We start from the raw sequence: 22,530 nt of genomic DNA, 5'->3' as shown, positions 1-22,530 counted from the left end.
GGGCTACTCCTCGCCTACGGCCACGCCGGGCGTACCGGCGGAACGGGTGGTCAGGGACATGCTGCTGCCGGTGACGAGCGGGTACCCGATGCCGTCAACGATCTGGTCCGCGCTGTAGCCGCGGTAGCCGAGGCGGACGGTGTCGCCAGGCTCGATGGTGTAGTCGGGGACGACCTGCGCGTTCCACTGCTCCGTGAGCGCGGTTGCCGCGGCGAGCTGGGTGCGGGCCAAGGTCTGCGCCTGCTGCACGGACTGCGGGGTCTGCACCTTGATGACCTGGACGGCGCGGCCGAACGGGCCACCGTACCGGGTGGGGCTGCCTGGGGAGACGTCGCGGGCGATGCGCCGAACCGGCTCGGACCCGTCCATCCGCTCCGCGACCACGACCACGCTGTTGGCGGTGCCGTCGCGGGTCTGCGTCACGTCCGCCGACCCCATGAGCCCCTGCGGCCCGTCCAGGAACTGCTGCACCGGCGTCCCGGGCTGGTAGCTGTAGGAGCGCACGACGAACGAGCCGTCGCCCAGCGCGTACCAGCGCCCGCCGACCGCCTGCGCGAGATCGTCCAGGGCCTGGCCGCGGTCCTCGTCCCACACCAGCTGTGGCGTCGGCGCGGTTGCCAGCGTGTCGGGCCCGAACGTCGCCTGCGGGATCGCGCCCCGGATGAGGCGTTGGATCTCCGACAGGATCGACAGGGAGCTGGATCGCTCGGGCGCCTCGAAGCGGGCGGCAACCACGTCCGCGGCGAGGTCGTCCACGGACAGCTCCACTGTCCCGGCGGCCGCGCGGCGCACACCCCACACCCGGCCCGTGATCAGCGGCCACAGTTCCTTGGACCCGTCGCCGTAGCCGACGCCCGCGCGGATACGGACGACCGCCTGATACGGGCTGAAGGGGGACGCTGCCGTGCGGGGGAACCACTCGTCGGACAGGGTAACGGTGGCCGTCCTCGTGACTCGGTTGGTGAGCTGCGCGGACACCTGCCCGGAGACGACCGGCACGTCCGTCGCGAGCGGGGTCCCGTTGATCGTGAACGCATCCACCCTGGCCACGCGGTGGTGCGGGCCACGGATCACCGTCTTGTACAGGTCGGAGGAGGGCAGCATCAGGAGGTGACCACCAGATCATCGAAGCGGAAGGTGATGGGCAGCGGGTTGGTCTGGGCGGCGCGGACCAGGGTGCGCATTCCAACCGCGCCCGGGCCGGTCAGGTCGGTGTCGGTGGCCGTCACCTGCCACGCCGCAGGCTCCGGGGACGCGGCCGGCCAGACCTTCGCCATGAGGTTCGAGCCCTGCACGGAGAACCGCGCGGCGTAGACCGCGTCGGCCACGTACGTGAAACCTGGGGTGGCGCTGACCAGCTGCGTCTCCACGCCGCCGACGAACTTGCGCAGCGAGATCATCAGCGACCCAGTCGTGCCCGTGAAGATGCGGGCCGAGTAGAAGTTCGAGGCGTCGCCGCGGCGCAGCATCAGGTGGATGTCGTTACCGCCCGTCCCGGTGGGGACCGTGCTCACGGAGAACCGGGTTCGCATGGTCACGTTCGCCTGGTCCCACGGGATGGTGGTGGCGTGGAGGGTGTTGAGGGTGGTGTGGGTGTGGATGCCCGCCGACCCGTTGACGGAGAACTCTGCGGCGGGCCCGGTGGCTACGGTCCACGCCTGCCCGGTGTCGGCGGTGCCCCAGCCGGCCGCCACGGTGCGGGTGAAGGTGTCGACCAGCGGGGTGACCGGCTCGCCGCCCGGGCAGATGACCTCTCCGGCAGCGAGGTCGGCGAGCGTCAGCCCGGACGGCAGGTCCCCGTACGTCGGATACGCGGCGGGCAGCGCGCACCAGTTCGCGCACGCCGTGCCCTGTGCCGGGCCCAACGGCCGGTCCACAACAGTGAACGGGGCCTCCCATCGGCGCTCGGGGCGGCGCTGGTCCCGGCTGATGCGGATCTCGGTCACGTTGCCCGGCTGGATGAACCGATCCCGGACCCCGTACTCCGGCGGGAGCTGGAGCAGCAGCGGGCCCCCGGCGGTGAAGAGGGTGTACACCCGGTCGATCGCGGCGAGCGTGCGCGTGAAGAACGTCAGCGACCCGGAGGCATGCTTGCGGCGGGCCCACACATCGGCCGGCGTCTCGGAGTTGAGCACGGGGAACAGGCCGGCGTCGGCCTCCCACACCTCGTCCCCGAGCCCCACCCACACCAGCTCGGGGGTGGGCTGGGCGCAGCCGGGAACGTGCCCGGACTGGGCGGCGTCGCAGAAGTCCAGCGGCAGGTCGGCCCAGGGGCGGAGCGGATCGCGTAGCCACACCTGCCCGGCCTGGTCCAGCGGCCCGGCGGTGTACGTGGTGACGGCGCCGGTCTGGTCGCCGGTCGCCCGGTAGTACAGCACGGTGTCGAACGGGGCCGTGCTGTCCGTGTAGACGGCCCGCTCGGCAAGGAGCGGGGCGGCCACCGCAATTGTGACGTACGGCCCGGCCGGGGCGGTTGCACGCTCCATCCGGTACGACGTGTCGGTGCCGGGCGCGGCGGTGAAGTCCACCTCAATGACGGCGTAGCTGGCGGGCATCAGAACCTCGTCCCTTGGGCTGCGGTGCGGGCGCGTTGGTCGTAGACCTGCTCGGAGCGGACGGTGACGTACTGGTCGACAGCCTCATTGCCGATGCTGACGTGCACGACCGGGGCGAACGCTGTGGCTGCCGGGGCGGTGACCCCGGCGAGCTGCGGGCCGAACCCGGGAAGCTGCCCGGTCAGACCCTGCAACTCGGAGCGGACGCGGGGCACGGCGCGCTGAATGCCCGCGATCAGCCCGTCGATCAGCAGCTCACCCGACGGGGCCAGGATGCGCGCGTCCAGTTCGGCGGGCCCCTTCCAGTCCGGGAGCTTGGACGTGAGGTTGGACAGGGTGGACGTGACCGCGCCGATCTTCGACTGGATGCCGTCGATGAAGCCGGAGATCAACGACGCTCCCGCGTCGAAGAGGACGTGCCCGAGGTCGCCCAGCGCTCCGCGCGCGCGGCCGGGCAGGTCGCCCAGGTAGGTGAGCGCCTGGGAGATCATGTCCGTGACCGCGTCGATGGCGCTGCTCTTGGCCTCGTTGAACTTGTCCTGGGCCGCCTGCGCGTACCGAGCGAACCGCTCCTGCGCGCTGTCCACGAAGTCCCCGATGGCCGTCCTCGCGTCGTCCCGGAACTTTCGCACCGTCTGCCCGGCGCTGGTCGTTGCGTCGAACACGTCGCCGTTCAGGAAGCTGACGAACAGGCCCATCGTGGGGATGAGGTAGTCCTCCACCAACTGCCCGAGTCCTGTCAGGGCCCCGGTCAGGAGTACGAGGGTGCCCATGACGGTGCCGTTGATGATCGGCACCAGCTGTTCCGCCATGACCGTCGCCAGTTGAAGGATCTGGACCACGAGCGGGGCGACCGCGACGGCAAGGTCGGCGATCTGCAACCCGAGGTCGGCGAGGGTGGGCGCCGCGAATTCGAGCTGTTCCGTGAGCTGAGGGAGCACGGTGGCGGCGAAGTCGGTGAAGACGGGCACGATCTGTTCGAGGATGCCGGGGAGCTGCTGGATGACCGGCAGGAACAGCGAGGACAGGACGGTGGCCACCTCCTGAATGAACGGGGCAGCCGCCTGGAAGATGTCGCCGAGCCCGCTGAGCAGCGGGTTCAACGCGGGCAGCAGGTTCGCCACAAGGGTCCCGGCCAGGGTGATGAACGGGCCCAGGGCGCGCAGCAGGTCACCGAACGCGCGCCCCGCGCTGACGAGCACCGGTCCGAGCGCCGTCAGCGCCTCGCCGAGGGCGTCGCCAAGCAAGGTGACGACCTCCTGGACGGGGCCCTGCAAGCCGACCAGAGTCCGGCCCACGATCTTGATGGCCTCGCCGAGGAGCGGCAGCACGGTCTTCGAGACGAGCGCGGCTGTCTCGCCGAGCGCCTTCAGCCCGGCCTGCACATCCGCGTCAGCCGTCAAGTCCTCGAACGCGCCCGTGACCCGCTCCAGCGTCCCGAACAGACCGTCGCCCTCGGTACCCACCGTGCGAATGATGTTGCCGAGGCCGCCGAACACGTTGCCGAACACACGGCCCAGCTGCCGCACCGCGCCGATCGCGTCCTCGATCGAATCCTGCAACGCCCCCGACTTGAACGCCGACGACAAGCTGGTGCCCGCGTCCGCGGCCAACTGCCCGAGCGCCTTGGTGATCCGATCGAACGACGGCCCCGCCGCCGCAGCCAACTGCCCGAACGCGGTGACGACCAGCGCGGGCACACCAGAGAGGTTGCGGATTCCCGTGGTCGCGGACTTCAGCGCCTTGCCGAGGGTGCCGTCCCGGGACAGTCGGGCCGCCGCCAGGGACGCGCTCACCCCCATCTGGTTGAGCGTGACCGCTGTCGAGTTCAGGGCCGCACGAACCTGCGGCAGGACCGTGTCGGCCAGGCCGCTCACAACCTCGTCCATGTCCTTGAACAGACGGTTCTGCACCCCCAGTTGAAGTTTCTTGAACTCATCCCTCATGCCGATCAGTTCGCGCACGAACGACCGGGCGTTCGGAGCCAGCGTCTTGAGGCTCTTCTCCAGATCCTCGGGCTTGGTCCCGGGATCGAACGCGTCCTTGATCGCGTCGGACACGCCGACCATGCCCAGCTTGAGGGTGTTGGTGGCAAGGACCACGGCGAGGATGCCCTGCGTGGCTACAGCACTGGCCGGCAGGATGTTCTGAACGCTGGTGGCCACCGACGCAATCAGGGGGGCCGCAGCACCCAACGCAGCGGATAGGGCGGTCACGTTCTTCGTGATCGCGCCCACCCCACCGGCTGCGGCCAGCAGGTTTCTGGTGAGGTTCCGGTCGACGTCCACGTCGATGTCGATGTCCGGGGCGATGGCCTGCACGGTCCGGACCACGGTCCGTACGTCGTCGTCCAGGTCGGCGATGCTGTCGGGGACGTTGAGTGCGGCGAGGACGGTGAGCGCGTCGGCCCGGCCGTCGCGGTTGACGGCGGTCACCACGGCGTTCAGGTCGCCCTGCAACCTGCGGATCTCGTCGCGCTGCTGCATGGCGGCCTGGATGACGACGGGGTCGGCGTCGTCCTCGGCCTGCCGGATGATGCGGTCCAGGTCCCGTTCGATGTCGTTCAGCGACTGCGTGGACCGCAGGACGGCGTTGACGTCCAGGTCGGACATGTCGGCCTGGGCGGCGTTGAGAACGCGGTCCAGGTCGCGTTCGAGCTGCGGCAGGGTCCGGGTGGCGTTGACGACTAGGTCGACCTCGGCCTGTGATGCCACGGTGTCACCTCATCCCATGCCGGGGGTGGCGCGGGCGGCAGCCACCATCTGGTCGAAGTCCATGTCGCCGAAGTCCTCGTCCACCCCGGCGGGTGGGGTCTTGAGCTGCGCGTCGAACCGGAACCGGTCCTTGTCCGCAACGCCCTGCGTCATCAGCTCGTAAAGGGCGTAGCACCAGGCGGCTGGGGGCTGCTGCCACGGGTCCAGCCCGGCGAGCAGCATCCGGCCGGCGGCGCTGGGCTGGGTGGACAGGACGAGGAGCCGGTACGTCTCCCACCACGCCAGCTCGGACACCGCCGCGCGCAGCGCCTCGTACAGAGCGGCGGCGACGGTGTCGGCGGCGAGGGTGCCGCGCGCAAGGCGGGTGATCGTGCGCGCCCGATCCGGGTCGGCGAGGAGCGGCAGCAGAGCCCCGGCCGTAGTGGCGCTGCCGCAGATCGCGCCGATCCACCCGGCAGCAGGCTGGTAGGGCAGGGTGACCCGTTCGCTGGCGATGGTGACGCGCAGCGGCTCGCGCGCGAACGGGTCCCGGCTCACGCCGCGGCCGTCTTCTCGCCGTCGCGCTTCGCCTTGTCCATGATCTTCACGAAGAGGCGCATGACGTCAGCCGCGTCGATCTTCTTGCGGGCGAGGTCGAGGCGGATGCGCTGCCACTGGTCAGGCCCCACGCAGCCCTCCAGCACGGCAAGGATCACGCTGACCGAGCCCGACACAAGGTGCCCGTCGTCGTCGCGCTCCAGGGCCTGAAGCGCCACGGTCTGCCCCTCGGACAGGGGCGCGTACCGGATGGTGCGGCCCTTGAACTGGGTCACCGCCGGGTACTGCTCGCGGAGCGCCTGCTCCTCGGCGGTCGGCTCCGCCACCTCACCTACAGTCTGCGTGTCCATCTGTGTCCCCATCAGTCGTGCTTGAACTGGTAGCCGCGGTTTGCGGCTACGCGTTGGAGGGCCCGGTCCAGGAACGGGTTCGCCTTGGTGCCGGGGTGGTTGACGACGGTGGCGAACACCGTCCGGCCGCCCACGTTGAACTTGAGGGCCTTCGCGCGCTTGGGGCGGATCTTGTGTGGCTTCGTTCCGTCGTTGACGAAGGGGGCGTAGTGCACGTCGAACCCGATCGTGTAGATCGTGCGAAGTCCGAGCGTGCGGCGGGACTCAATCCGCCCCGACGCCCTCAGCCGACCCGTCTTCACTGGGGCGAAGAGCTTCGCCAGGTTCAGGGTCAGGCGCGCGGCGCTGTCGAGTTCGCCGCGGCTTGCGCCCCGGATCGTCCGGTTCAGGGCCGCCCGGTCCAGCCGTACTCGGGGCATCGCCGATCACCTCCATGAACCCGCCGTCCACCCAGCCCTGCATCACCGCGTCCAGGTCCACGTCGGCGACGTCGCCCTGCCGGATGTCGTGAAACGACACCCGAGCCCGGACCCGCACCCTCTTGGTGGTCATCAGCAGCACGCCTCCATCGCGATCTGTACGGTCATCACGGCGCCGATGCAGTTGCCGTCCTGCCCGAACGGCTGGTACTCGCCGACCGCCACGTCCGCCGCGTCGGCAAACGCGCAGCAGACCGCGCGCTCCATCGCCCCGCAGTCCTCGTCCAGCAGCAGCGCGACGGCGGTCCACTCGTCCTCGCCGGGGACGCTTGCGGGGCCCGGGGTCGGGGCGCACCGCGCGGTCCCCAGCTCCAGCGTCAGGACCCGCTCCTGCCCGAAGCACCCGGCCGTTGTGGCCGTCTCGCCGATCTGGCGGACCCCGGTGATCGACGCGACCCGCACCCAGCCCAGGCCCCGGCAGCACTCGTCGCCGGTTGTGGAGAGGAGCGGGGTGACCTCGGCGCCGGCGCGCAGCATCACGTACGCCGGGTCGATGGGCTTCGGGTGCGGGGCCTGCAACTCGGCCTGGAAGCAGGCGAGCAGGGCCTGTGCGTAGTCCATGGCGTGGGTCACTGGAACCTCCCCCTCGCCGTGTCGGGCGACGCGACGCGTGAACGCATGGCCCGGCGCCGCGGGTTGACCGACTGCACCCACAGGTCCACCGAGTGCACCCCGGTGAGGCCCTGCTCCAGCACGGTGCTGGGCTCTACGACCTGGAGGTCGACGCCGTTGCGGGAGAGGGAGGCGAGCTGTTGGGGCAGCGCGCAGTCCCCGCCCGAGCACGCCTTCGCGAACTCGCACGCCAGGTCCCCGGCAGCGATGCGCCCGGCCTCGGGGAGTGGCCGGCCGGGCTGGTACGTGATGACGTACGCGCCGTCGGCGTCGGCCGGAAGGTCCATGTTCTGGCAGTGGGGGAAGCACCCGCCGTCGGTGCGGACGAGGCGGGGGATGCCGCGCCAGGAGTCCAGCCGGTACGCGGACGGGTCCAGCACGACGCCGTCGATCAGCACCTCAGACACGGCGGCCACGCTCGTAGGGAACGGGGTCTCGCACCGGGCGCCACAGCCGCACGCCCCGGGGCACGCGCAGTTCCGCCAGATCCCGGCGTCGACGTACGGCACCATCCAGGGCCCGGCGCCGCCGCCAACAACGCCCATGCCGACCGGCCACGTCATGTAGCCGCCACCGCCCGCGCAGCGCAGCCCGCAGGGCCGGTACGCGATGGGGCACTGGGCGAACTGATGCCCGGTCAGCCCGTCCAGGACGGCCGTGGCCAGCGCGGTCGCGCGCGCCTGCACGCCGGGGTCGTACGACGCCCAGTCGGGGCAGCAGCTGGTGTCGATGTCCCAGTCGCAGGGCCCTGTGGGGGTGGTCACGGCGTCCTCCTCTCAAGGGTTGGTCCCGGCGGGCGAGGGGAGCCGTCCCCGCCCGCCGGGCGCCCGTCAGGCCGGTTCGGGGAGCTCGACCGCGCCACAGCCCGGGGTGGGCAGCGGAGCCGAGGTGATCTCGAAGTGGCCGTGCTGCGTCGCACCGATCGGGGTGAGGAGCGGTTCGAGGGTGGCGGGGGTGGTGGCGTCGCGCCGCACGTCGTACGGACCGACGTCCCACTGCGACCCCGCGGACGTGCGTGCCGTCATCGACAGCGTCAGCGCAGCGTTCGCCACCGTGTACTCGTTGATCTGCGCCTGCACGACGAACGGGTACAGCCAGTACCCGTAGCTGGGCTCACCGCCGGTGCACGCCTGGCCGCTGATGCCGGACCAGATCTCCAGCGCGAAGTTCGCGGTGCCGAGCGTGGCCGCGTCCCACCGGAACCCGACGGGCTCGGGAACGGTGGCGTCGTTCGCGACGAGCGGCGCCCCCGTGATGATGTTGACCGCGTCCGGGTCGATGTTGCACAGGTCGATCTGGAGCGTCAGCCACCGCAGCGCCGGGTCGGACTGGTCGTCCACGCAGGTGTCGCCGTTGGCGTCGGTCTGGGTGATGTCCTCCTGGTCCTGGTAGACCGGGGTGGCCACCACCTGGACGAAGCCCTTGCTCACCAGCGAGCCGGTGGGGCCGGGGACGGGTGCCCCGCAGTCATCAAGCCGCGTCAGCCGCATCATGCGGCCGCGCGACAGAGCTGCACACTGAGTCATGATCCACTCTCCTTGGTACGCCGCGCGCGCGGCTGCCTCTTCGGCTTCGGCTTGGGGTCGGGCTCGGGCTCGGTGAACCGGGCGGCGAGGTACGGCGGCACCAGAAACTCGGAGCCGCCGCGCTGGGTACGGACGTGAGCCGGGTCGTCCGCCAGCCGGAGCAGCAGGCGTGCCACCTCCTGCGCTTCACCCGCCCCCGGGACGATCGGCTGCCAGCCGCGGGCCGTCACGGCGCCACCGCCGGGGTGATGTCCACCGTCGCCGGGGCCGCGACCGGGACCTGCACGGCCATGACGGTGTCGCACAGCCACGCATGCACCCACACCGACTCGGACACGGCCATCCACTGGTTCTGGAGCCGGTCCAGGGTCTGTACCGGGTCCGGCTGCGGGACGGGGGTCTCCCACAGGTAGACCTGCGGGGTCATGAATGCCCACACGAACCCGGCCGCCGGCGCTTCGCCGTCCGGGCCGCTGACGCCGTACCCGGCGCCGAACGACCACAGCGAGCCAAGCGGGGTCCGGAGCGCACCGGCGCCGCCCTGGGCGGTCACCAGCCCGGCGTACTGCGCGGCGGCGTACCCGGCGGTGTTCATGTGGATGGTGCCGACGTAGCCGTGCTCGTCGTAGAACGCCTGCTCCAGTGCGGCGATCGCGGCCCCGGCACCGGGCGCGGTGGGGACGACGGTGGTGGAGTCGGCGGTGGCCAGGTTCGGCACGCCGGCCATGCCGTTGCCGGTCCACACGGTGGACTCGATCGCCCACTGCACCCCGGCGTCGTAGCGGCGCCGGACGCGGCGTGCGACGTCGGCCGGGCTCGTGCCGACCGTGCCGCACTGGTACGTCGTCAGCGCCCAGTACGGGGCCGCCTCCACCCACTGCATCCCCGGCACGAACGGCTTCTCAGGCTGCGGGGGTTCGCAGCTCGGGTTGTACAGGCTGACGGCCACGCCGCAGTCCTCAGCCGCGAACGTCAGCCCGGACGCGACCACGCTGGCGGGCGCCGCGCCGGGCATGACCGCAGCGTCGAACAGCCCCCGCCGCCGAGCCGGTGGGGCCGGAGCCGCCACCTCCTGCGGATTCGTCAGGATGACTGCCATGTCCCCTCCTCTCCTGGGTCCTGGGTGGCGCCGCCCCCGTGGGGACGGAAGGGCGGCGCCGGATCAGGGGTAGGGGTCAGGCGGCTTCGGCCGGGGCGGCGCACGACGTCCAGACCTGGGCACCGGTCGCACCCGACGGGCACGCGTTCGCCGTGTACCGGCGGACCTCACCGCAAGGGAAGATCGGCGCGTAGCCCTCCTCCATGAACAGGGCCGTGTACAGGTTCTGCGACAGGTTCGTGCTGTCGTACACGTTGGTGAGCGTGATGACGTCCTGGCGGGCCAGGACGATCGCGCCGGCCGGGTACAGCAGGAAGTCCACCGTCGTCGGCAGGGCCGTGATGGGCGTGATCGGGGCGGTGATGTCGCCGGGGCCACCGGACAGGCCGGACTGGGCGTCCTGCCATCCGCGGATGAACTGCGGGCGGATGTTCCGGACCGAGAACCAGCTCATGATCGTGGCGTTGGCGAGGGCGAACGGGTCGGTGTGCCACGCGTTGCGGCGTCCGATGTCGGCCCGCCACTGGGCGAGGACCCACTGCGGGAGGACGGCCTCCAGCACCTGGGTCTCGGACATCTGCTCGCGGTACCGCATGTCGATCGCGGCCACGTCCAGGGCGGCCAGGATGCTGGACACGGCGGACGAGTCTGGGCCCGACCCCGGGGCGGTCGCGCCCTGCGCCGGGATGACGATCGCGGTCCCGGCCTCGGTGAGGATCTGGGAGATGACGTCCTGGTTCACCATGCGCTCGTGCTTGAGCGTGAGGCCGTCGATGAGGGTGGCGACGTTCTCGCGGTAGCCGACGTCCTGGAGGAACGAGCCGGTGATGCAGGTGACGGCGACGTCCAGGCGCCGGTCCTCGAACGTCGGGCACGGCAGGGTGGTGCAGTCCTTCGTCTCTCCGGCGATCACCTCGGCCTCGGTGAGGCGGGTGAACGAGGTGAGGGACGCGTCCATGATCTGCGCCCACGACCAGTCGCGGCTGTAGTTGATGCCGCCGCGCGGGGCGGTGGTCGTCGGGAGGTCCAGCATGCCGTCGGACGTCCACAGCGAGCACAGCTCGTACCGGTTCTCGGACGGGGCGCACCACCCGGCGGCCGCGGTGAGGGCGCCCATGCCGTCGCCGCCGGCCTTGACGGACTCCTGCCACGCCTGCATCAGGCCACCGCCGGACAGGCGGGACTGCGAGCGGGCGTGGGCGACGACGGTCGCGTCGTGCTCGCGGTCGCCGGTCAGGGTCAGCTCGGTGCCGCGGTCGCGCTGGAACGTGGCCAGGGCCCGGGAGGCGCGGATGCCGCCGCCGGAGCGGGATGTCCCGAACTGGGAGAACAGGCGGGTGGAGGCTTCGCCGATCTCGCGGACGGTGGTGGAGTCGCCCGGGTCGCGGCGCAGGGCGCCGGCGGCGTCGGAGGACAGGGCGACGGTGATGCGGTCGCCGCGGCGCTCGGGCTCGGTGCGGGCGGGGACGGGGCGCGTCTGTGCGGACATCTCCGAGACGGACGGGACCGGGGCGACGGGTTCGGGCGCCGGGTCGGCGGCGGGCTCGGGTGCGGCCGGTGCGACCGGGGCCGGTGCGGCCAGCTCGGGCAGCGCGCTGAACGCATCGCGTGCGGCGGAGACCTCGGCGGCTCGGGCCTGGCGGGCGTCGATCTCGGCGCGGAGGGCGGGGATCGCGGCGGCCAGCTCGGTGAGCCGGGCGGGGTCGGCGTCGGCCTGCGCGGCCAGCTCCTGCCCCTCGGTGCGGACCCGGGAGTACTCGGCGTAGAGGGCGTCGTCCGTGGCGGTTGCCGGGTCGAACGCGGCCGGGGCCTCGGGCTCGGGCGTCTGGGTGTTCGGGTCATCTGCCATGACGGGTGCTCCTCTCGGTGGCAGACGGATGCGTCACGTCGTTCACCGGTCGGCCCACCGCCAGCACCGGGGTACGGGGTCAGGGTAGACCAGCGGGGCGCCGTTTGTGTAATGGACGCCCCGCTGGTTGGGGTCTTACATGCAGTAAGGGTTGTGATCGAGCAGCAACCCTTACTGCTTGGGGACCATGCGGAAGGTGCCCCCACCCCCTTGATGATCTTCTGGCGGACGGTGATCAAGCCCTGGTCGGCCGCCACCCGCTCGGTCCTGCCGCTCTTGTACGTGATGAGGTAGTCCTGCTTCGGCTTCGCCTGCCCGCAGCATCCGGCCATGTCAGTGCTCCTTCGTGGTTGCGAGCGCCCACGCCAGCCGCGCGCGCTCCGAGTCGTTGGTGATCGGCTCCGACACGACGGCCGGGACCTCCGTGCGGGGCGTGATGCCGAAGGCGCCGACGAGCGCCCGCTGAGCGCCCGCGCTGAACGCCACCCGGGCCCGCGGCGTGGGGAACCCGGGCACGTTGACCGAGCACACCCCGATCAGCTCCAGCGCCCCGCCGATCCGCCGCCAGTCCCCGCTGACGGGGCTGGACTTGAACGTCTCCACCGCCTCGGGCGCGGCCCCGGGGAGCAGCCACCCGGCCACCCACACTCCGTGCTCGTCCTCCCCGGCGATCACGCGGGCGACGGCGGCGGCGGGGTCGTCGTAGTGCTGCTGCGCCGCCTGGAAACCGGCCGCGAGGTCGGCGTGCCTCGGCCCGGCCACGAGCGTCCCGGCGGGGGTCACGGTGCCGTCCGCGAGGCGCTGCTCCCCGACGTGGAAGTACGAGTAGCCGGAGGGCGACGACGGCGGGGTCACGCACCCCGGCAACCCGACATGGCAGGTCGACCAGCCCGCGACGTGCCCGAACACCCGGCCCTCCGGGGTGACCGTGAGCGGCGTCAGCCGGTCGAACGAGGGGGCGGCGAACCAGTCGGCCGGGGGCAGCGGTTCGGGCCCGGCGGCAGCCCACAGGGCGTCCGCCACGACGGGCTCGGGCTCGATGAGCGGTTCGGCCGGCTCCGGGTCGAGCGTGAGCGACACATCCGCGAAAGCGGGGATGGACACCAGCGTTGCCCCGGCCACGCGCCACTGCGTGATCACGATGCGCTCGTCCTCGTCCATCACGTACTCGATGTCGTCCAGGTCCACCGACGGGCCGATGATCCCCGCCTCCAGCTGCTCGGTGACGGCGTACGGGATGTCGTCCAGCAGGCGGCCGGTGGCGGTGACCATGCCGTCCGCGATCCGCATCGTCTCGATCCGGCCGACGACGCGGGACCCGCCGTGCCCGTCGTCGGACAGCTCCTGCCACATGAGCGGCAGCGGCAGGTCGCGGCTGCTGCCGCCTGCGGGGTCGATGATGCGGCCGTCGCCGGTGGGCACGCCCAGCCGGGCCAGCACCGCGTTCCAAGTCCTAGCCACGGGGCACCCCCATCTCCCACTCTCCGTTCATGGTGTAGCCGCCGTTCCCGTCAGGCTCGAAGGTCACGCCGACGTATCGAAGGGACACCGCGCCAGCCTCCTCAGCCTGCCGAACGGCATCCCGCTGCATCTGGGCCGCCGCGTTGGCGATCCACTCGTCGAGGGGTGGCAGCGGCACTTCCTCCGTCGGCATCAAGCTCGGGACGCCAACCAGGGCGTCACCTTGAAACGCCGTCATCACGGCCTCCTCTGCTGGTCCAGTCGATGGGTTCGCCCAGTACGACGGGCAGCATGGTGCACCGGCACTGGATGACCTCTTGGGCGGGGCCGCGCGGGTCCCCGGGGTACATGAGCTGCGCCCCGCCCACCACGAACGGGGAGGTGAGCAGGGTGCGTTGGTGGTCGGCGTCGCGGTGCGTCGGCCGGGTCCGGGCGTCGGCGGTGGCGAGCCACGCTTTGAACGGGGCGGGGTCGCCGCGCTGCTCAGCGTCCAGCACAGCGGCCCGGAACACGCCGCCGTTGACGGCGGCCATGGTCTCGGTGCGGGCGACGACGTGCGCCCGGTTCGGCCACCGCTCGCTGCCCGTTGCGGTCAGCACCCGGTCGACGGCGGCGGTGATGGTGGGGATGTCGTCCTGCTCGCGGATGCCCCGCTCCACCTCCGTCACGATCAGGGCGTACACCTCGTCAGGGAGGCGTACGAGGCGGTTGCCTGCCTCGTTGAGGTAGTCGGCCGTCCACGGGTCCGAGGCGGGGTCCCCGGCCCGGGTGACGCGCCGCCACGCGTCCTCGAGGACCCCGGCGACGACGGGCATGATCTCCACGTTGACCTCGTCGGTCCAGAACTGGCGATGGTCACCGACACGGGCCGGGTCGACACCGCCGCCGCGGGTGACGGCGGGCCGGGTCCGGTCCAGCCACCGGGTGAGGGCCCGGAACCAGGCGGTGCCGATGCGCTGCTCGCCCTGCCGGATGAACGCGAGGGCGCGCAGCCGTGCGGGCAGGAAGTCGTCCGGCGGGGTGGTCATCGGCGCCGGTCCATGAGCCGCAGCCGGGCCGTGAGGAGGTCCCGGTCGTGCGCCCGGCCGTCGGCCAGCAGCGACCGGGTGTAGGCCAGCAGCACGGCGTCCAGGGCCACGGAGTTGATGCCGTACGCGTCCGCAACCCGGTCGGAGAACTGGAAGCTGTCCCGCAGCAGGGCGCCCGGGTCGGCGGTCGCGATGACCGTGTGCAGCTCCCACTTCGGGGTGTCGTTGTGCTGGCCCCGGTTCTCGCGGGTGATGAGCCGCCCCCCGGCGCGGGAGAGGGCGTCGAACACCAGCAGCTCGGCCGCCGCGACCAGCCCGTCAGGGACGTCCGCCGGGGCGGGCTCGGCGCCCTGCGTGGCCGGGAGGGCGCGCTGCTCCGGCTGGGCGGGCGCCTCCAGCTCGCCGCCCGTCACCTCTCCAGACACGCCCGTGGCGGCCGGGGCCACCGTCACCTCCACCCCCATGGCCCGGGCCACGTTCGGGTCGCTGAGGAGCGACGGCGCGCCGGTGACCAGCTTCTCCAACAGCCGCTTCGTGTACTCGGCGTCGTCCGGCCGGGCATCCTCCGGGACCCCGTTCTCCGTCAGCATGTACTCGTCGCTGATGAGGAGCCGGTCGTGAAGGTCGCGCAGGTTCTCGGTGTCGTCGGGGCGGGCGACGATCGCGGTGGTGTCCCACCCGATCTCGTACGCCTCCGCCTGGTCCGCGTCCATGCCCATGGCGACGAGGGCGGGCCGGAACCATTCCTGCGTGATGGCGTCGCCGATCTCCTTCAGTAGCGGCTCGATGAAGATCTTGTACGTGGACTCCTCCACCTGCCACGCCGACCAGTGGTTGGACTCGCCCTGGGTGCCGGCCGCGACGTCGCGGGGCATGTCGAGGGTCGCGGCGAGGCGGGCGAGGGCGTTGTCACGCAGCTCCACGACGGACGTAACGAACTCGGTGGCCGTGTCGATGAACGCGGCCGCACCGCCGTTGGCGATCAGCTCGCCCGGGGCGTTGAAGACGAGCGGGACGACGGCGGCGGCGGTGCCCGGCTGCTGAATGCCGGTCTCGGCGGCGGCCAGTAGTTCGTCCATGAACGCCATGGCCGTCGTCTCGTGCTCGCCCTTGGGGAAGTCGAGGTCGTCGGCGAGCGCGAGCAGCCCGGCGGAAGCGAGGCGGGAGTCGAGGCGGCCCGCGATGTTCTGCGACGCCTTCTCCACCTCGCGGCAGATGGGCAGCGCCGGCCGGACCGCGGAGTCGGCCTGGATGTAGTCGGCGGGGTGGGGGCACCAGATCCGGAACAGGCGCGCGCTCGGCTCCAGGGCCACGTCGGCGCCGGTCATGGGGTCGGTGTACTCCCACCGGGCGTTGTCGCCGCTGCCCTTTGCCTTCACCTTGGACGGGGGCAGGACGATCCACTCGTCGGGCTGGGGCTGGCCGCGGCGCTTGGGGGTGGGCTTGACGATGACCCATGCCTCCCCGGGGACCTGCCAGCAGAGCGCGAGGACACGGAGGAGCCCGCCGCGCCGTGCCGCACCGCCGAGGACCTGGGCGGCGGCGGCCTTGGCCATCGGGTTGTCGCTGGGCCCGGTGGGCTTGCCGGTCTCGGGGTCCAGCTCGGTGGCGTGGACGTCGGCCTGTGACACGGCGTTCGCGATCCACACGAGGGGGCCGCGCAGCTCGCCGATGACGTCGAAGTAGTACCAGCCCTCGCGCTGCCAGTCCTGGTTCGACGTCTGCTTGCGGGCGCGGGAGGCACGGAGGACGCCGGGCCCGGACATGGGCATGGCGGCGGCTGCGATGGCCCTCGGCGGGGCCTGGGGCTCGGTGCGGGCGCGGCGGCGGAGCAGGGGCATCAGGACTCCTCTCGGGCAGCGAGCCACCCGGTGACGTGGCTCATGGCGAGCGCGGCGGTGATGCCGATGAACAGGCGCTCGTCGCCCCACACGACCCACGCGGTGGCGGTGACGGCGCCGACGTACACGGACACGCACCAGTCGCACATCACCAGGTACGCCAACAGGTGCCCATCGGGCAGGCGGCGCAGCGCCCACTCGCGGGGAGCCTGGGTGATGCGGTCGCGGGTGACGAGCCGGGTTAGGCGGGCGGCCGCGAGGATGGCGTTGAACAGGACGAGGGACGCCGTGAAGTGGGCGGGCATCGGGGCTCCTACGAGGCGCGGCGCTGCGCCGCTTGGCGGGCTGCGAGGGCTGGGTGGACGGCGGGGGTGCGGCGCTCGCGGGCGGCACGATGCGGGGACACAAGGGCGGCGGAGCGGCGGTCGCGGCGCATGTGGTGGGTGACGGCGTGCACCATCGCGTCGATCCGGTCCGGGCTGTTCGGGTCTTCTTCGGGGATCCAGGTGGTGAGCTGGTCCTCCAGCTCGGGCAGCGAGCCAACGTGGTGGACACGCCCCTGCTCGTACAGCATCGCCACCGGCTGCGCCCTCAGCTTCTTGCCCTGGGCGGCGTTGACGCGCTGGATCGGGGCGGGCCCGGCGTTGTCGCCGTGGAGGTCCCGCCAGACCCGCTGGAGGACGTTCTCGATCCAGTCCTTGCCGCCGTTGTCCTCCACCACCACCTTCACCGCGCCGTGCTGCTCCAGGAGGGCGTACGCGGCCCGTGCCGTCTCGTCCGGGGTCCGACGGCGGGACGCGTCGGCCATGACGTAGTGGTGCTTGTCGGCGCCCCACCCGGCGACGATCAGGCCGGTCTCGTCGCCGCGGGATGTACCGGCGGGGTCCAACCCGACGACGATGCTGATGAGCTCCGGCACGTCCTCGGGGCGCACCCGTGCGGCGTCGATGAGGTGCCGGGCCACCAGGGCGCCGGGCAGGTCCTCCAAGACCTCGGCGTCCAGCTCCTGCCGCCCCAAGGTCGTCCCCTCGTACTTGGCGACGACGGCCCGCTGGAAGGACGGGGCGAGGTTGTGGAGGTTGTCGTACGTGGAGCCGCGGACGGTGGCGCAGCCCGGGTCCACGAGGAGCTGCTTCACCAGCGGCAGCGGCCGGGGGGTGGTCGTGATGCAGATCTGGGGGTGCTCGCCAAGGCGCATGCCAAGCTGGGCCATGTCCCACGCCTGCTGGAGGTACCGCCACGCGGCCAGCTCATCGAACCAGCCGTAGTGGTGCTGGGGGCCACGTAGGCGGTCGGGCTCGTCTGCGCTGTAGCAGGTCTGGATGGACCCGTTGGGGTAGACCAGGCGGCGCTTGGAGGGCTGGTACTCGGGGCGGAAGGTGGCGGGGGCGCAGGCGAGGATGCCGGACTCGCCTTCCACGAGGATGTCTCGGGTGTCGGCGGCGGTGGGTCCGATGAGGGCGCCGCGGGTGCCGGGGGTGCGGGCCTTGCTGATGACCCACTCGGCGCCGGTACGGGTCTTTCCCCAGCCGCGTCCGGCGAGGGCCATCCACACGTCCCACGCCGTGGCCGGGGGGCGTTGGGCGGCGCGGGAGTGTCGGCCCTGGCGTCCGGGGTGGGGCTGTCCGTCGCAGTCGGGGATGTCGCACAGCCACGGGACCTTGCCGGCCTCCCGGTCCTGAACGACCTTCTCTGCGCCCTGGACGAACTCCTCCAGCTCGCCTGGAGTGAGGCGGTCCAGGGCCTCTACAGGGAAGGTCACTGGCGGCCTGCCTCTTCGAGGCGGCGCACAAGCTCCTTGGCCCGGTCGCGGAGCTGGGACGTCTTGGGGTCGTCCTTGAGCCGGAAGGCGTGCTCCTCCAGGCGCACCATGGCGGCAAGGGCCTGGGACCAGCGGACGGAGGGGTCGTCGCCGTTCTGCATGGCGGTGTGGAGCTGGGTGGTGAGGTGGGCCCGGAGCGTGGCGGCCAGCTCCAGGTTGTCGTCGCGGGCGGACGCCATCTGCGAGGCGAGCCCGTCCGTGGCAGCCGACGCCATGTACTGGTCGTGGGCGAGGACGCGGGCACGCCAGTCGTGGGTGGCGGACCAGCGCTCCATCAGCGCGGCGGATTTTCCCAACGCCTCCCCGACTGCGGCCAGAGTGCGTTTGGTGCCCATGCCGAGGTAGGTGCGGAACGCCTCGTAGGCCGGGCTGGTCTCGTCTTCGCGGCGGGTCCAGACGTAGTCGTCGGCCATGGGCGGTGCCTCCTATCGGATGAGGGCGAGTACTGCGGTGACGGCTCCGGCTACGCCGGTGAGGGCGCCGATGGTGGGGAGGGGCCAGCGGGCGCGTTCCAGGGAGGTGACGCGCCCGTCGAGGGATTCGAGGCCCTTGTCGACCTTGGTCTCCAGGTCGGCTATGTCCTTCTCGGCTTGGCTGGTGCGTTGGAGGGCGGTGTCGAGGCGGCCGTTGAGTGTCGCGAACCCGGTGTCGACTGCCCCGCGCAGGCGTTCGAGTTCCACGGCCACGGTGGTTACCTCCTGCGGGGTCATGGGTTACACCGTCCGGGTGCTGGCGGGGTCGGCTCCGGCGGGGAGGGTGGACGCGGTGCCCTTGCGGCCGAGACGTCCGGCAACCCAGCCCTTCGCGCTCGAGAGGGCGAGGGCGACGGGGACGGCCCACCAGATGGGTATGTCGGCGAGGTCGGTGGTGAGGACGCCGAGGGCTGCTTGGGCGCCGGTCCAGCCCGCGCGCTCGGTGGCGTCGAGGAGGAGGGTGCGGGTGTTCACTTCGCCTCCAGTGCGTCGAGGCGGTCGGACACGCTCTTGAGGAGGGTGAAGATCGCGGTGAGGGTGGTGCGCTGCTCGGCGACCTGCCCGCCGACGCGGATCACGTCGGCCTTGATGTCGTCCACGACGGCCTTGGTGTTGCGGACGTAGGCGTACACGTCGCTGGTCTCGTCCTTGCCCTTGTAGAGCCAAACGTCCTTGGCGGTGAGGTCGGCCACGGGGGTCTCCTGAGTGTTGGCCACGAGCGCCTTCGCTCGGGCGACGATGGTGGGGAGTTGGGCGACGATCTTCGGGCCGGGGCAGGAGGTGTGTCCGCCCCAGGCGGCGCCGCCCATGGCGTGGTAGCCGAGGCCGCGGTCGCTGGGCGACTTGGCAAGCTGGAGGGGCACGCCGTACTCGCGGTGGGCCCAGGCGAGGACGCGGGCGTTCGCGGTGATCTGGGCGTCCGTCAGGGCGTCCCCGCCGACTCCCTCGTTCTCCACGGACAGCCAGTCCCGGTTGCCGGCGGACTGGGCCCACGCGCGGTCGGCGGTGTCGACCCACTGCCGGAGCTCGCCATCCTTGCCGGTCCCAAAGTGGCTGGACGCCTGGGCGGTGGCGTTGTTGAACCACGCCTGGGAGCCCTCCAGCGTCCCGGCCATGATGTGGACGACGACGCCGCGGACGGACTGCTGGCCGTCGGCGGTGTAGTTGCGGACGCGGTGGAAGGTGGCGCCGGGCATGCGGGCCATCGCTGCTCCTCGCTACGGCTGGTAAGGGTCAGTGCCATTGTGCACCCCTTACGGTCATGTGGGGGCATGGTACCCGCGCGGGGCATGGGAAAGCCCCCGGCCGGCGGGCGCGGGGGCTGCGGGGGTTACTGGTGGGGTGGCCAGCCTTGCTGTGGGGGTGGGGGCTGCTGGCCGTAGAACGGCGGGGCCTGGTACGGCTGTTGCGGCGGGTAGGGGCCGGGCGGTAGCGGCGGGGCCGGGATGGTGGTGACGGTCTTGCGGCCCATGGCGGCGGCGATGGGCCAGCCGGTGATCGCCCACAGCCCGCAGGTGAGGACGGTCAGGACGATGTGCAGGCCGTGGTTGGCCCCACGGCGTTGGACGTAGCGCTGTTGGTGCATGGCGGCTCCCCCTTGGTGGTGGGGTGAGTGTGCCGGGTGTGGGGGTGGTGTGTCGAGCCTGTGCAGGCGTGCCGATGCCCCCGCCGGGGGAGGTGGCGGGGGCATCGGGTCCGTAGCAGTTCGGCAGCCAGCGCGATCAGTACGGTCGGTGACGGGTGCCACCACTTTTCACGGTAGCGCCGAGCACTGACAACGGGGACGGATCAGCGCTTGTCGGTCTTGTTGGCTTCGACGGCCTCGGTGAGGAAGGCGATGTTGTCGGAGTAGCTGCCGCCGCCTTCGAGCATGGCGCCGATGATGGCGTTGCCGATCTGCTGGGTGTCGCCGTTCTCGACGGCGGTGGTGACCTCGTTGGCGCGGTCCTTGAAGAAGCCCATGGTGTGTCCCTTCGATGGGTGGGGCCGGGCTGTCCGGCTCCCCTCACCGCCCGTACGGGCCGGGCGGATCGGGCAACCGTCACCCCCTCTTGGTCCACTGGACGGTGCAGTGCCCCTCTCGGTCCTCCACGATCGTGAACTGGGGATTTGTGTCGTCAGCCCCTTCTGAGGCCGGTGGGGGAGCGGGGTTAGCTGCACGGGGCACAGATCGTGCGGCCTTCCACAGGGCGCCCGCTCCGAGCACCCACACGGCGCCGACCGCAGCGGCCGGGGACGCGGCGTACACGCCCCCAAGCCCGGCCGCGCCGAGGACGGTAAGGACGAGCGCCCCGGCCACACCGCCACCCCCGGCGGGCTCCTCCTGCTCATCCTCGGCGGGCTCTTCCGGCTCGGGCTCGGGCGTCTTTCCGCGGCTCACGCGACGGCCCCATAGAGCGTGTCGCCGATGTGGTTGATGACGGTAGCGAGGGGTACGGCGGCGAACCCGGCGACGCCGGCCGACGTACCGAGGCAGATGCCGCACCAGGCACCCGACTTGAGGTCGCTGCCGTACTTCGACTTCTTCGCGCCGACGACCATGGCGGCGGTGAGGATGAGGACGAGGGCGCTGCCGGTCTGGGTGAGGGGAAGGTACGTGTGGCCGGTGGCGCTCTGGCCGCGGTCAACGCCGACACCCCAGACCAGGGCAACGTCGCCGAGCCAGTTGGAGATCCAGAGCGTGGCGTCTGCGATCCGGCCGATGAGGCCGCCGACGGTGAGGATCGCGAGGACGCCGTACGCCCAGGCGAGCAGGAACGGGAGGAGCTGGCCGACGAACGGCATGGGCTTCTTGCGGAGGGTGCGGTAGCCGGGGTACCAGCGGACAAGGGTGACGATGAGGATGCAGAGTCCGAGGGTGACTCCGCCGAAGGTGACGATCTGCATGGGGTGTCCTCAGTGGAGGATGGCGACCCCGAGGGCCGCGAGGGTGAGCACGAGGGCGAGGGCGCCGGCGCGTCGGGGGACGGGCTCGGCGAGCGCGGTGAGGATGGCGGCGGCACCGACGGCGGCGACCGGGAAGAGCCAGTGGAGGGCAGTCATCCGTAGCCGCCGGTGCGTCCGTCGAGGTTGCGGCGAGCACGGCGAACAGCGGCGGCGACGGACGGCCGATCAGCGTCGGGGCGCAGCGAGCAGATCGCTTCGGTGGCGGCCAGGTTGGTCGCGTGGATCGCGACGTGATCGCGGGCGAGATCGGCGATGCTCGCGCTGGTCGGGGCCGGTGCGGGCGCCGGGGCGATCGGGGGCGTGCTCGCGGTGATCGGGGGCTGTTCGGGTGTGACCGGGGCGATCGCGATCGGTGCTCGGCGGGCAAGCTCGCGGCCCTTGTCCTGGCGATCCCGCTCGATGCGGAAGTCCACGTCCACCTCGGCGAGCTGGAGTTCGGCATCCATCTCGCGGCGCCGCATCTCGACGCGGTGCCGGGCTTCCTCGAAGGCGAGCCCGCGCTCCATGCGGGCGATCACGGCCTGTTCGTCGTCGGTGAGCGCGGCCGGGTCCCGGCCGTCGACCAGGGCCAGCAGCCACACCACCTTCGCCCCGAGGGGCAGAAGGGGCCCGGCGGCGGCCACGGGGACACTGCCGGACCGGATGCCGTGCCAGACGAGGAGTCCGGCGACGGCGAGGAGCGCGGCCCACCCGATCGTGGTGACGATCCAGCGCTTCCCGGCGACGCGTAGGCCGCGGGCCTCGGCGGCGATGACGGACGCCCACACGACGTCCGCACCGGCGGCGACGGTGAGGCCGATGAGGCCGGTGCCGAGGAGGTCTACGAGGGACCAGGTGGTCCAGGCGAGGGACGCGGCGGACAGCGCGGCGGCCGGGTAGACGAGCGGGGAGACGCGGGGCCAGTGCATCAGGCGACCGCCTTGCGGGGGTCGCGGGCGCGGCGCAGGGCCTCGTCCATGTCGGGGTCGGAGTCACCGGCGGCCTGGGGCGGCATGGTGATGGTGGTGGTGCGGAGGGTCTGGGTACGCTCCATGGCGGACCTGCTCCTTCGTCGCGTTGTGGGTGGGTCTGGCCCCGGCCAATGGAGGTGCGAACTCCGGCCGGGGCCTTCCTTGTTGCTGATACGACCGTAGCGACTTCATTGCCATATGGCAACGAAGTCGGGGAGGATGGTGCCGTGGCCGACGACGAAGGAGGGCCGGACATGGTGTCGTTCAGAGAGCTGGCCGCTCGCTTGA

28 protein-coding genes are annotated in these 22,530 nt (G+C 71.8%); all 28 read right to left on the bottom strand.

The window, feature by feature from the left end; genetic code table 11:
- Positions 1–3: 3 nt before the first annotated feature.
- A complete protein-coding gene (locus NEH16_RS07955) occupies positions 4–1,104 on the bottom strand; it encodes a DUF5047 domain-containing protein (RefSeq protein WP_265540533.1) in 1,101 nt (366 codons plus the stop codon).
- Positions 1,104–2,555, bottom strand: a complete 1,452-nt coding sequence (locus NEH16_RS07950) for a hypothetical protein (protein WP_265540532.1) — start codon at positions 2,553–2,555, stop codon at positions 1,104–1,106. The genes NEH16_RS07955 and NEH16_RS07950 overlap by 1 nt, the downstream gene beginning before the upstream one ends.
- A complete protein-coding gene (locus NEH16_RS07945; protein WP_265540530.1) occupies positions 2,555–5,269 on the bottom strand; it encodes a phage tail protein in 2,715 nt (904 codons plus the stop codon). Before NEH16_RS07945 ends, NEH16_RS07950 begins: the two co-directional genes overlap by 1 nt.
- Positions 5,270–5,278: 9 nt before the next feature.
- On the bottom strand, positions 5,279–5,806 hold the full coding sequence (locus NEH16_RS07940) for a hypothetical protein (RefSeq protein WP_265540528.1): 528 nt from the start codon (positions 5,804–5,806) through the stop codon (positions 5,279–5,281).
- Entirely contained in the window at positions 5,803–6,156 is a 354-nt protein-coding gene (locus tag NEH16_RS07935) for a hypothetical protein (RefSeq protein WP_265540526.1), read from the bottom strand. The genes NEH16_RS07940 and NEH16_RS07935 overlap by 4 nt, the downstream gene beginning before the upstream one ends.
- Positions 6,157–6,167: 11 nt before the next feature.
- Complete coding sequence (locus NEH16_RS07930) at positions 6,168–6,575, bottom strand: hypothetical protein (RefSeq protein ID WP_265540524.1); 408 nt, start codon at positions 6,573–6,575, stop codon at positions 6,168–6,170.
- 132 nt (positions 6,576–6,707) lie between these two features.
- Positions 6,708–7,208, bottom strand: coding sequence for a hypothetical protein (locus NEH16_RS07925; protein ID WP_265540522.1), 501 nt, complete (start codon positions 7,206–7,208; stop codon positions 6,708–6,710).
- Complete coding sequence (locus tag NEH16_RS07920; protein ID WP_265540520.1) at positions 7,205–8,011, bottom strand: hypothetical protein; 807 nt, start codon at positions 8,009–8,011, stop codon at positions 7,205–7,207. Before NEH16_RS07920 ends, NEH16_RS07925 begins: the two co-directional genes overlap by 4 nt.
- 66 nt (positions 8,012–8,077) lie before the next feature.
- Positions 8,078–8,773, bottom strand: a complete 696-nt coding sequence (locus NEH16_RS07915) for a hypothetical protein (RefSeq protein WP_265540518.1) — start codon at positions 8,771–8,773, stop codon at positions 8,078–8,080.
- Positions 8,770–9,003, bottom strand: coding sequence for a hypothetical protein (locus NEH16_RS07910; protein ID WP_265540516.1), 234 nt, complete (start codon positions 9,001–9,003; stop codon positions 8,770–8,772). The genes NEH16_RS07915 and NEH16_RS07910 overlap by 4 nt, the downstream gene beginning before the upstream one ends.
- Positions 9,000–9,872: a hypothetical protein gene (locus tag NEH16_RS07905; protein WP_265540514.1), complete on the bottom strand. Its 873-nt coding sequence runs from the start codon at positions 9,870–9,872 to the stop codon at positions 9,000–9,002. The genes NEH16_RS07910 and NEH16_RS07905 overlap by 4 nt, the downstream gene beginning before the upstream one ends.
- Positions 9,873–9,948: 76 nt before the next feature.
- Positions 9,949–11,721, bottom strand: a complete 1,773-nt coding sequence (locus tag NEH16_RS07900) for a major capsid protein (RefSeq protein WP_265540512.1) — start codon at positions 11,719–11,721, stop codon at positions 9,949–9,951.
- Between the two features lie 333 nt (positions 11,722–12,054).
- Entirely contained in the window at positions 12,055–13,182 is a 1,128-nt protein-coding gene (locus NEH16_RS07895) for a hypothetical protein (RefSeq protein WP_265540510.1), read from the bottom strand.
- A complete protein-coding gene (locus NEH16_RS07890) occupies positions 13,175–13,420 on the bottom strand; it encodes a hypothetical protein (RefSeq protein WP_265540507.1) in 246 nt (81 codons plus the stop codon). The genes NEH16_RS07895 and NEH16_RS07890 overlap by 8 nt, the downstream gene beginning before the upstream one ends.
- Positions 13,401–14,210, bottom strand: a complete 810-nt coding sequence (locus NEH16_RS07885; RefSeq protein ID WP_265540505.1) for a phage minor head protein — start codon at positions 14,208–14,210, stop codon at positions 13,401–13,403. The genes NEH16_RS07890 and NEH16_RS07885 overlap by 20 nt, the downstream gene beginning before the upstream one ends.
- A complete protein-coding gene (locus tag NEH16_RS07880) occupies positions 14,207–16,051 on the bottom strand; it encodes a hypothetical protein (protein WP_265540503.1) in 1,845 nt (614 codons plus the stop codon). Before NEH16_RS07880 ends, NEH16_RS07885 begins: the two co-directional genes overlap by 4 nt.
- Positions 16,051–16,356 carry a hypothetical protein gene (locus NEH16_RS07875; RefSeq protein ID WP_265540501.1) on the bottom strand — a complete coding sequence of 102 codons (306 nt, stop codon included), beginning with the start codon at positions 16,354–16,356 and terminating at the stop codon, positions 16,051–16,053. The genes NEH16_RS07880 and NEH16_RS07875 overlap by 1 nt, the downstream gene beginning before the upstream one ends.
- Positions 16,357–16,364: 8 nt before the next feature.
- Complete coding sequence (locus NEH16_RS07870; RefSeq protein WP_265540499.1) at positions 16,365–17,813, bottom strand: terminase large subunit domain-containing protein; 1,449 nt, start codon at positions 17,811–17,813, stop codon at positions 16,365–16,367.
- Entirely contained in the window at positions 17,810–18,286 is a 477-nt protein-coding gene (locus NEH16_RS07865) for a hypothetical protein (protein WP_265540497.1), read from the bottom strand. Before NEH16_RS07865 ends, NEH16_RS07870 begins: the two co-directional genes overlap by 4 nt.
- A gap of 12 nt (positions 18,287–18,298) precedes the next feature.
- The gene (locus NEH16_RS07860; RefSeq protein ID WP_265540494.1) at positions 18,299–18,583 is read right to left on the bottom strand and encodes a hypothetical protein; all 285 of its coding nucleotides are present in this window, start codon (positions 18,581–18,583) and stop codon (positions 18,299–18,301) included.
- Between the two features lie 3 nt (positions 18,584–18,586).
- Positions 18,587–18,820 carry a hypothetical protein gene (locus NEH16_RS07855; protein ID WP_265540493.1) on the bottom strand — a complete coding sequence of 78 codons (234 nt, stop codon included), beginning with the start codon at positions 18,818–18,820 and terminating at the stop codon, positions 18,587–18,589.
- On the bottom strand, positions 18,817–19,551 hold the full coding sequence (locus NEH16_RS07850; RefSeq protein ID WP_265540489.1) for a peptidoglycan recognition protein family protein: 735 nt from the start codon (positions 19,549–19,551) through the stop codon (positions 18,817–18,819). Before NEH16_RS07850 ends, NEH16_RS07855 begins: the two co-directional genes overlap by 4 nt.
- A 125-nt stretch (positions 19,552–19,676) precedes the next feature.
- Positions 19,677–19,931 carry a hypothetical protein gene (locus NEH16_RS07845; RefSeq protein WP_265540487.1) on the bottom strand — a complete coding sequence of 85 codons (255 nt, stop codon included), beginning with the start codon at positions 19,929–19,931 and terminating at the stop codon, positions 19,677–19,679.
- 203 nt (positions 19,932–20,134) lie between these two features.
- Entirely contained in the window at positions 20,135–20,308 is a 174-nt protein-coding gene (locus NEH16_RS07840) for a hypothetical protein (RefSeq protein WP_265540485.1), read from the bottom strand.
- A 414-nt stretch (positions 20,309–20,722) separates the two neighbouring features.
- The gene (locus tag NEH16_RS07835; protein WP_265540483.1) at positions 20,723–21,232 is read right to left on the bottom strand and encodes a hypothetical protein; all 510 of its coding nucleotides are present in this window, start codon (positions 21,230–21,232) and stop codon (positions 20,723–20,725) included.
- Between the two features lie 9 nt (positions 21,233–21,241).
- Positions 21,242–21,388 carry a hypothetical protein gene (locus NEH16_RS07830; RefSeq protein WP_265540481.1) on the bottom strand — a complete coding sequence of 49 codons (147 nt, stop codon included), beginning with the start codon at positions 21,386–21,388 and terminating at the stop codon, positions 21,242–21,244.
- Positions 21,385–22,200, bottom strand: a complete 816-nt coding sequence (locus NEH16_RS07825; protein ID WP_265540479.1) for a hypothetical protein — start codon at positions 22,198–22,200, stop codon at positions 21,385–21,387. The genes NEH16_RS07830 and NEH16_RS07825 overlap by 4 nt, the downstream gene beginning before the upstream one ends.
- Positions 22,200–22,325 carry a hypothetical protein gene (locus NEH16_RS07820; RefSeq protein ID WP_265540477.1) on the bottom strand — a complete coding sequence of 42 codons (126 nt, stop codon included), beginning with the start codon at positions 22,323–22,325 and terminating at the stop codon, positions 22,200–22,202. The genes NEH16_RS07825 and NEH16_RS07820 overlap by 1 nt, the downstream gene beginning before the upstream one ends.
- Between the last annotated feature and the right edge of the window lie 205 nt (positions 22,326–22,530).

It is taken from the genome of Streptomyces drozdowiczii (genome assembly GCF_026167665.1).
Lineage (GTDB): Bacteria > Actinomycetota > Actinomycetes > Streptomycetales > Streptomycetaceae > Streptomyces > Streptomyces drozdowiczii_A.
This window is presented reverse-complemented; position numbering and strand designations above follow the sequence as displayed.

Excerpts from the sequence above, each read along its gene's own strand:
- NEH16_RS07955 (WP_265540533.1), bottom strand. The coding sequence starts at position 1,104 with ATGCTGCCCTCCTCCGACCTGTACAAGACGGTGATCCGTGGCCCGCAC.
- NEH16_RS07950 (WP_265540532.1), bottom strand. The coding sequence starts at position 2,555 with ATGCCCGCCAGCTACGCCGTCATTGAGGTGGACTTCACCGCCGCGCCC.
- NEH16_RS07935 (WP_265540526.1), bottom strand. The coding sequence starts at position 6,156 with ATGGACACGCAGACTGTAGGTGAGGTGGCGGAGCCGACCGCCGAGGAG.
- NEH16_RS07930 (WP_265540524.1), bottom strand. The coding sequence starts at position 6,575 with ATGCCCCGAGTACGGCTGGACCGGGCGGCCCTGAACCGGACGATCCGG.
- NEH16_RS07915 (WP_265540518.1), bottom strand. The coding sequence starts at position 8,773 with ATGACTCAGTGTGCAGCTCTGTCGCGCGGCCGCATGATGCGGCTGACG.
- NEH16_RS07905 (WP_265540514.1), bottom strand. The coding sequence starts at position 9,872 with ATGGCAGTCATCCTGACGAATCCGCAGGAGGTGGCGGCTCCGGCCCCA.
- NEH16_RS07900 (WP_265540512.1), bottom strand. The coding sequence starts at position 11,721 with ATGGCAGATGACCCGAACACCCAGACGCCCGAGCCCGAGGCCCCGGCC.
- NEH16_RS07890 (WP_265540507.1), bottom strand. The coding sequence starts at position 13,420 with ATGACGGCGTTTCAAGGTGACGCCCTGGTTGGCGTCCCGAGCTTGATG.
- NEH16_RS07885 (WP_265540505.1), bottom strand. The coding sequence starts at position 14,210 with ATGACCACCCCGCCGGACGACTTCCTGCCCGCACGGCTGCGCGCCCTC.
- NEH16_RS07880 (WP_265540503.1), bottom strand. The coding sequence starts at position 16,051 with ATGCCCCTGCTCCGCCGCCGCGCCCGCACCGAGCCCCAGGCCCCGCCG.
- NEH16_RS07875 (WP_265540501.1), bottom strand. The coding sequence starts at position 16,356 with ATGCCCGCCCACTTCACGGCGTCCCTCGTCCTGTTCAACGCCATCCTC.
- NEH16_RS07865 (WP_265540497.1), bottom strand. The coding sequence starts at position 18,286 with ATGGCCGACGACTACGTCTGGACCCGCCGCGAAGACGAGACCAGCCCG.
- NEH16_RS07860 (WP_265540494.1), bottom strand. The coding sequence starts at position 18,583 with ATGACCCCGCAGGAGGTAACCACCGTGGCCGTGGAACTCGAACGCCTG.
- NEH16_RS07850 (WP_265540489.1), bottom strand. The coding sequence starts at position 19,551 with ATGGCCCGCATGCCCGGCGCCACCTTCCACCGCGTCCGCAACTACACC.
- NEH16_RS07845 (WP_265540487.1), bottom strand. The coding sequence starts at position 19,931 with ATGCACCAACAGCGCTACGTCCAACGCCGTGGGGCCAACCACGGCCTG.
- NEH16_RS07840 (WP_265540485.1), bottom strand. The coding sequence starts at position 20,308 with ATGGGCTTCTTCAAGGACCGCGCCAACGAGGTCACCACCGCCGTCGAG.
- NEH16_RS07835 (WP_265540483.1), bottom strand. The coding sequence starts at position 21,232 with ATGCAGATCGTCACCTTCGGCGGAGTCACCCTCGGACTCTGCATCCTC.
- NEH16_RS07830 (WP_265540481.1), bottom strand. The coding sequence starts at position 21,388 with ATGACTGCCCTCCACTGGCTCTTCCCGGTCGCCGCCGTCGGTGCCGCC.
- NEH16_RS07825 (WP_265540479.1), bottom strand. The coding sequence starts at position 22,200 with ATGCACTGGCCCCGCGTCTCCCCGCTCGTCTACCCGGCCGCCGCGCTG.
- NEH16_RS07820 (WP_265540477.1), bottom strand. The coding sequence starts at position 22,325 with ATGGAGCGTACCCAGACCCTCCGCACCACCACCATCACCATGCCGCCC.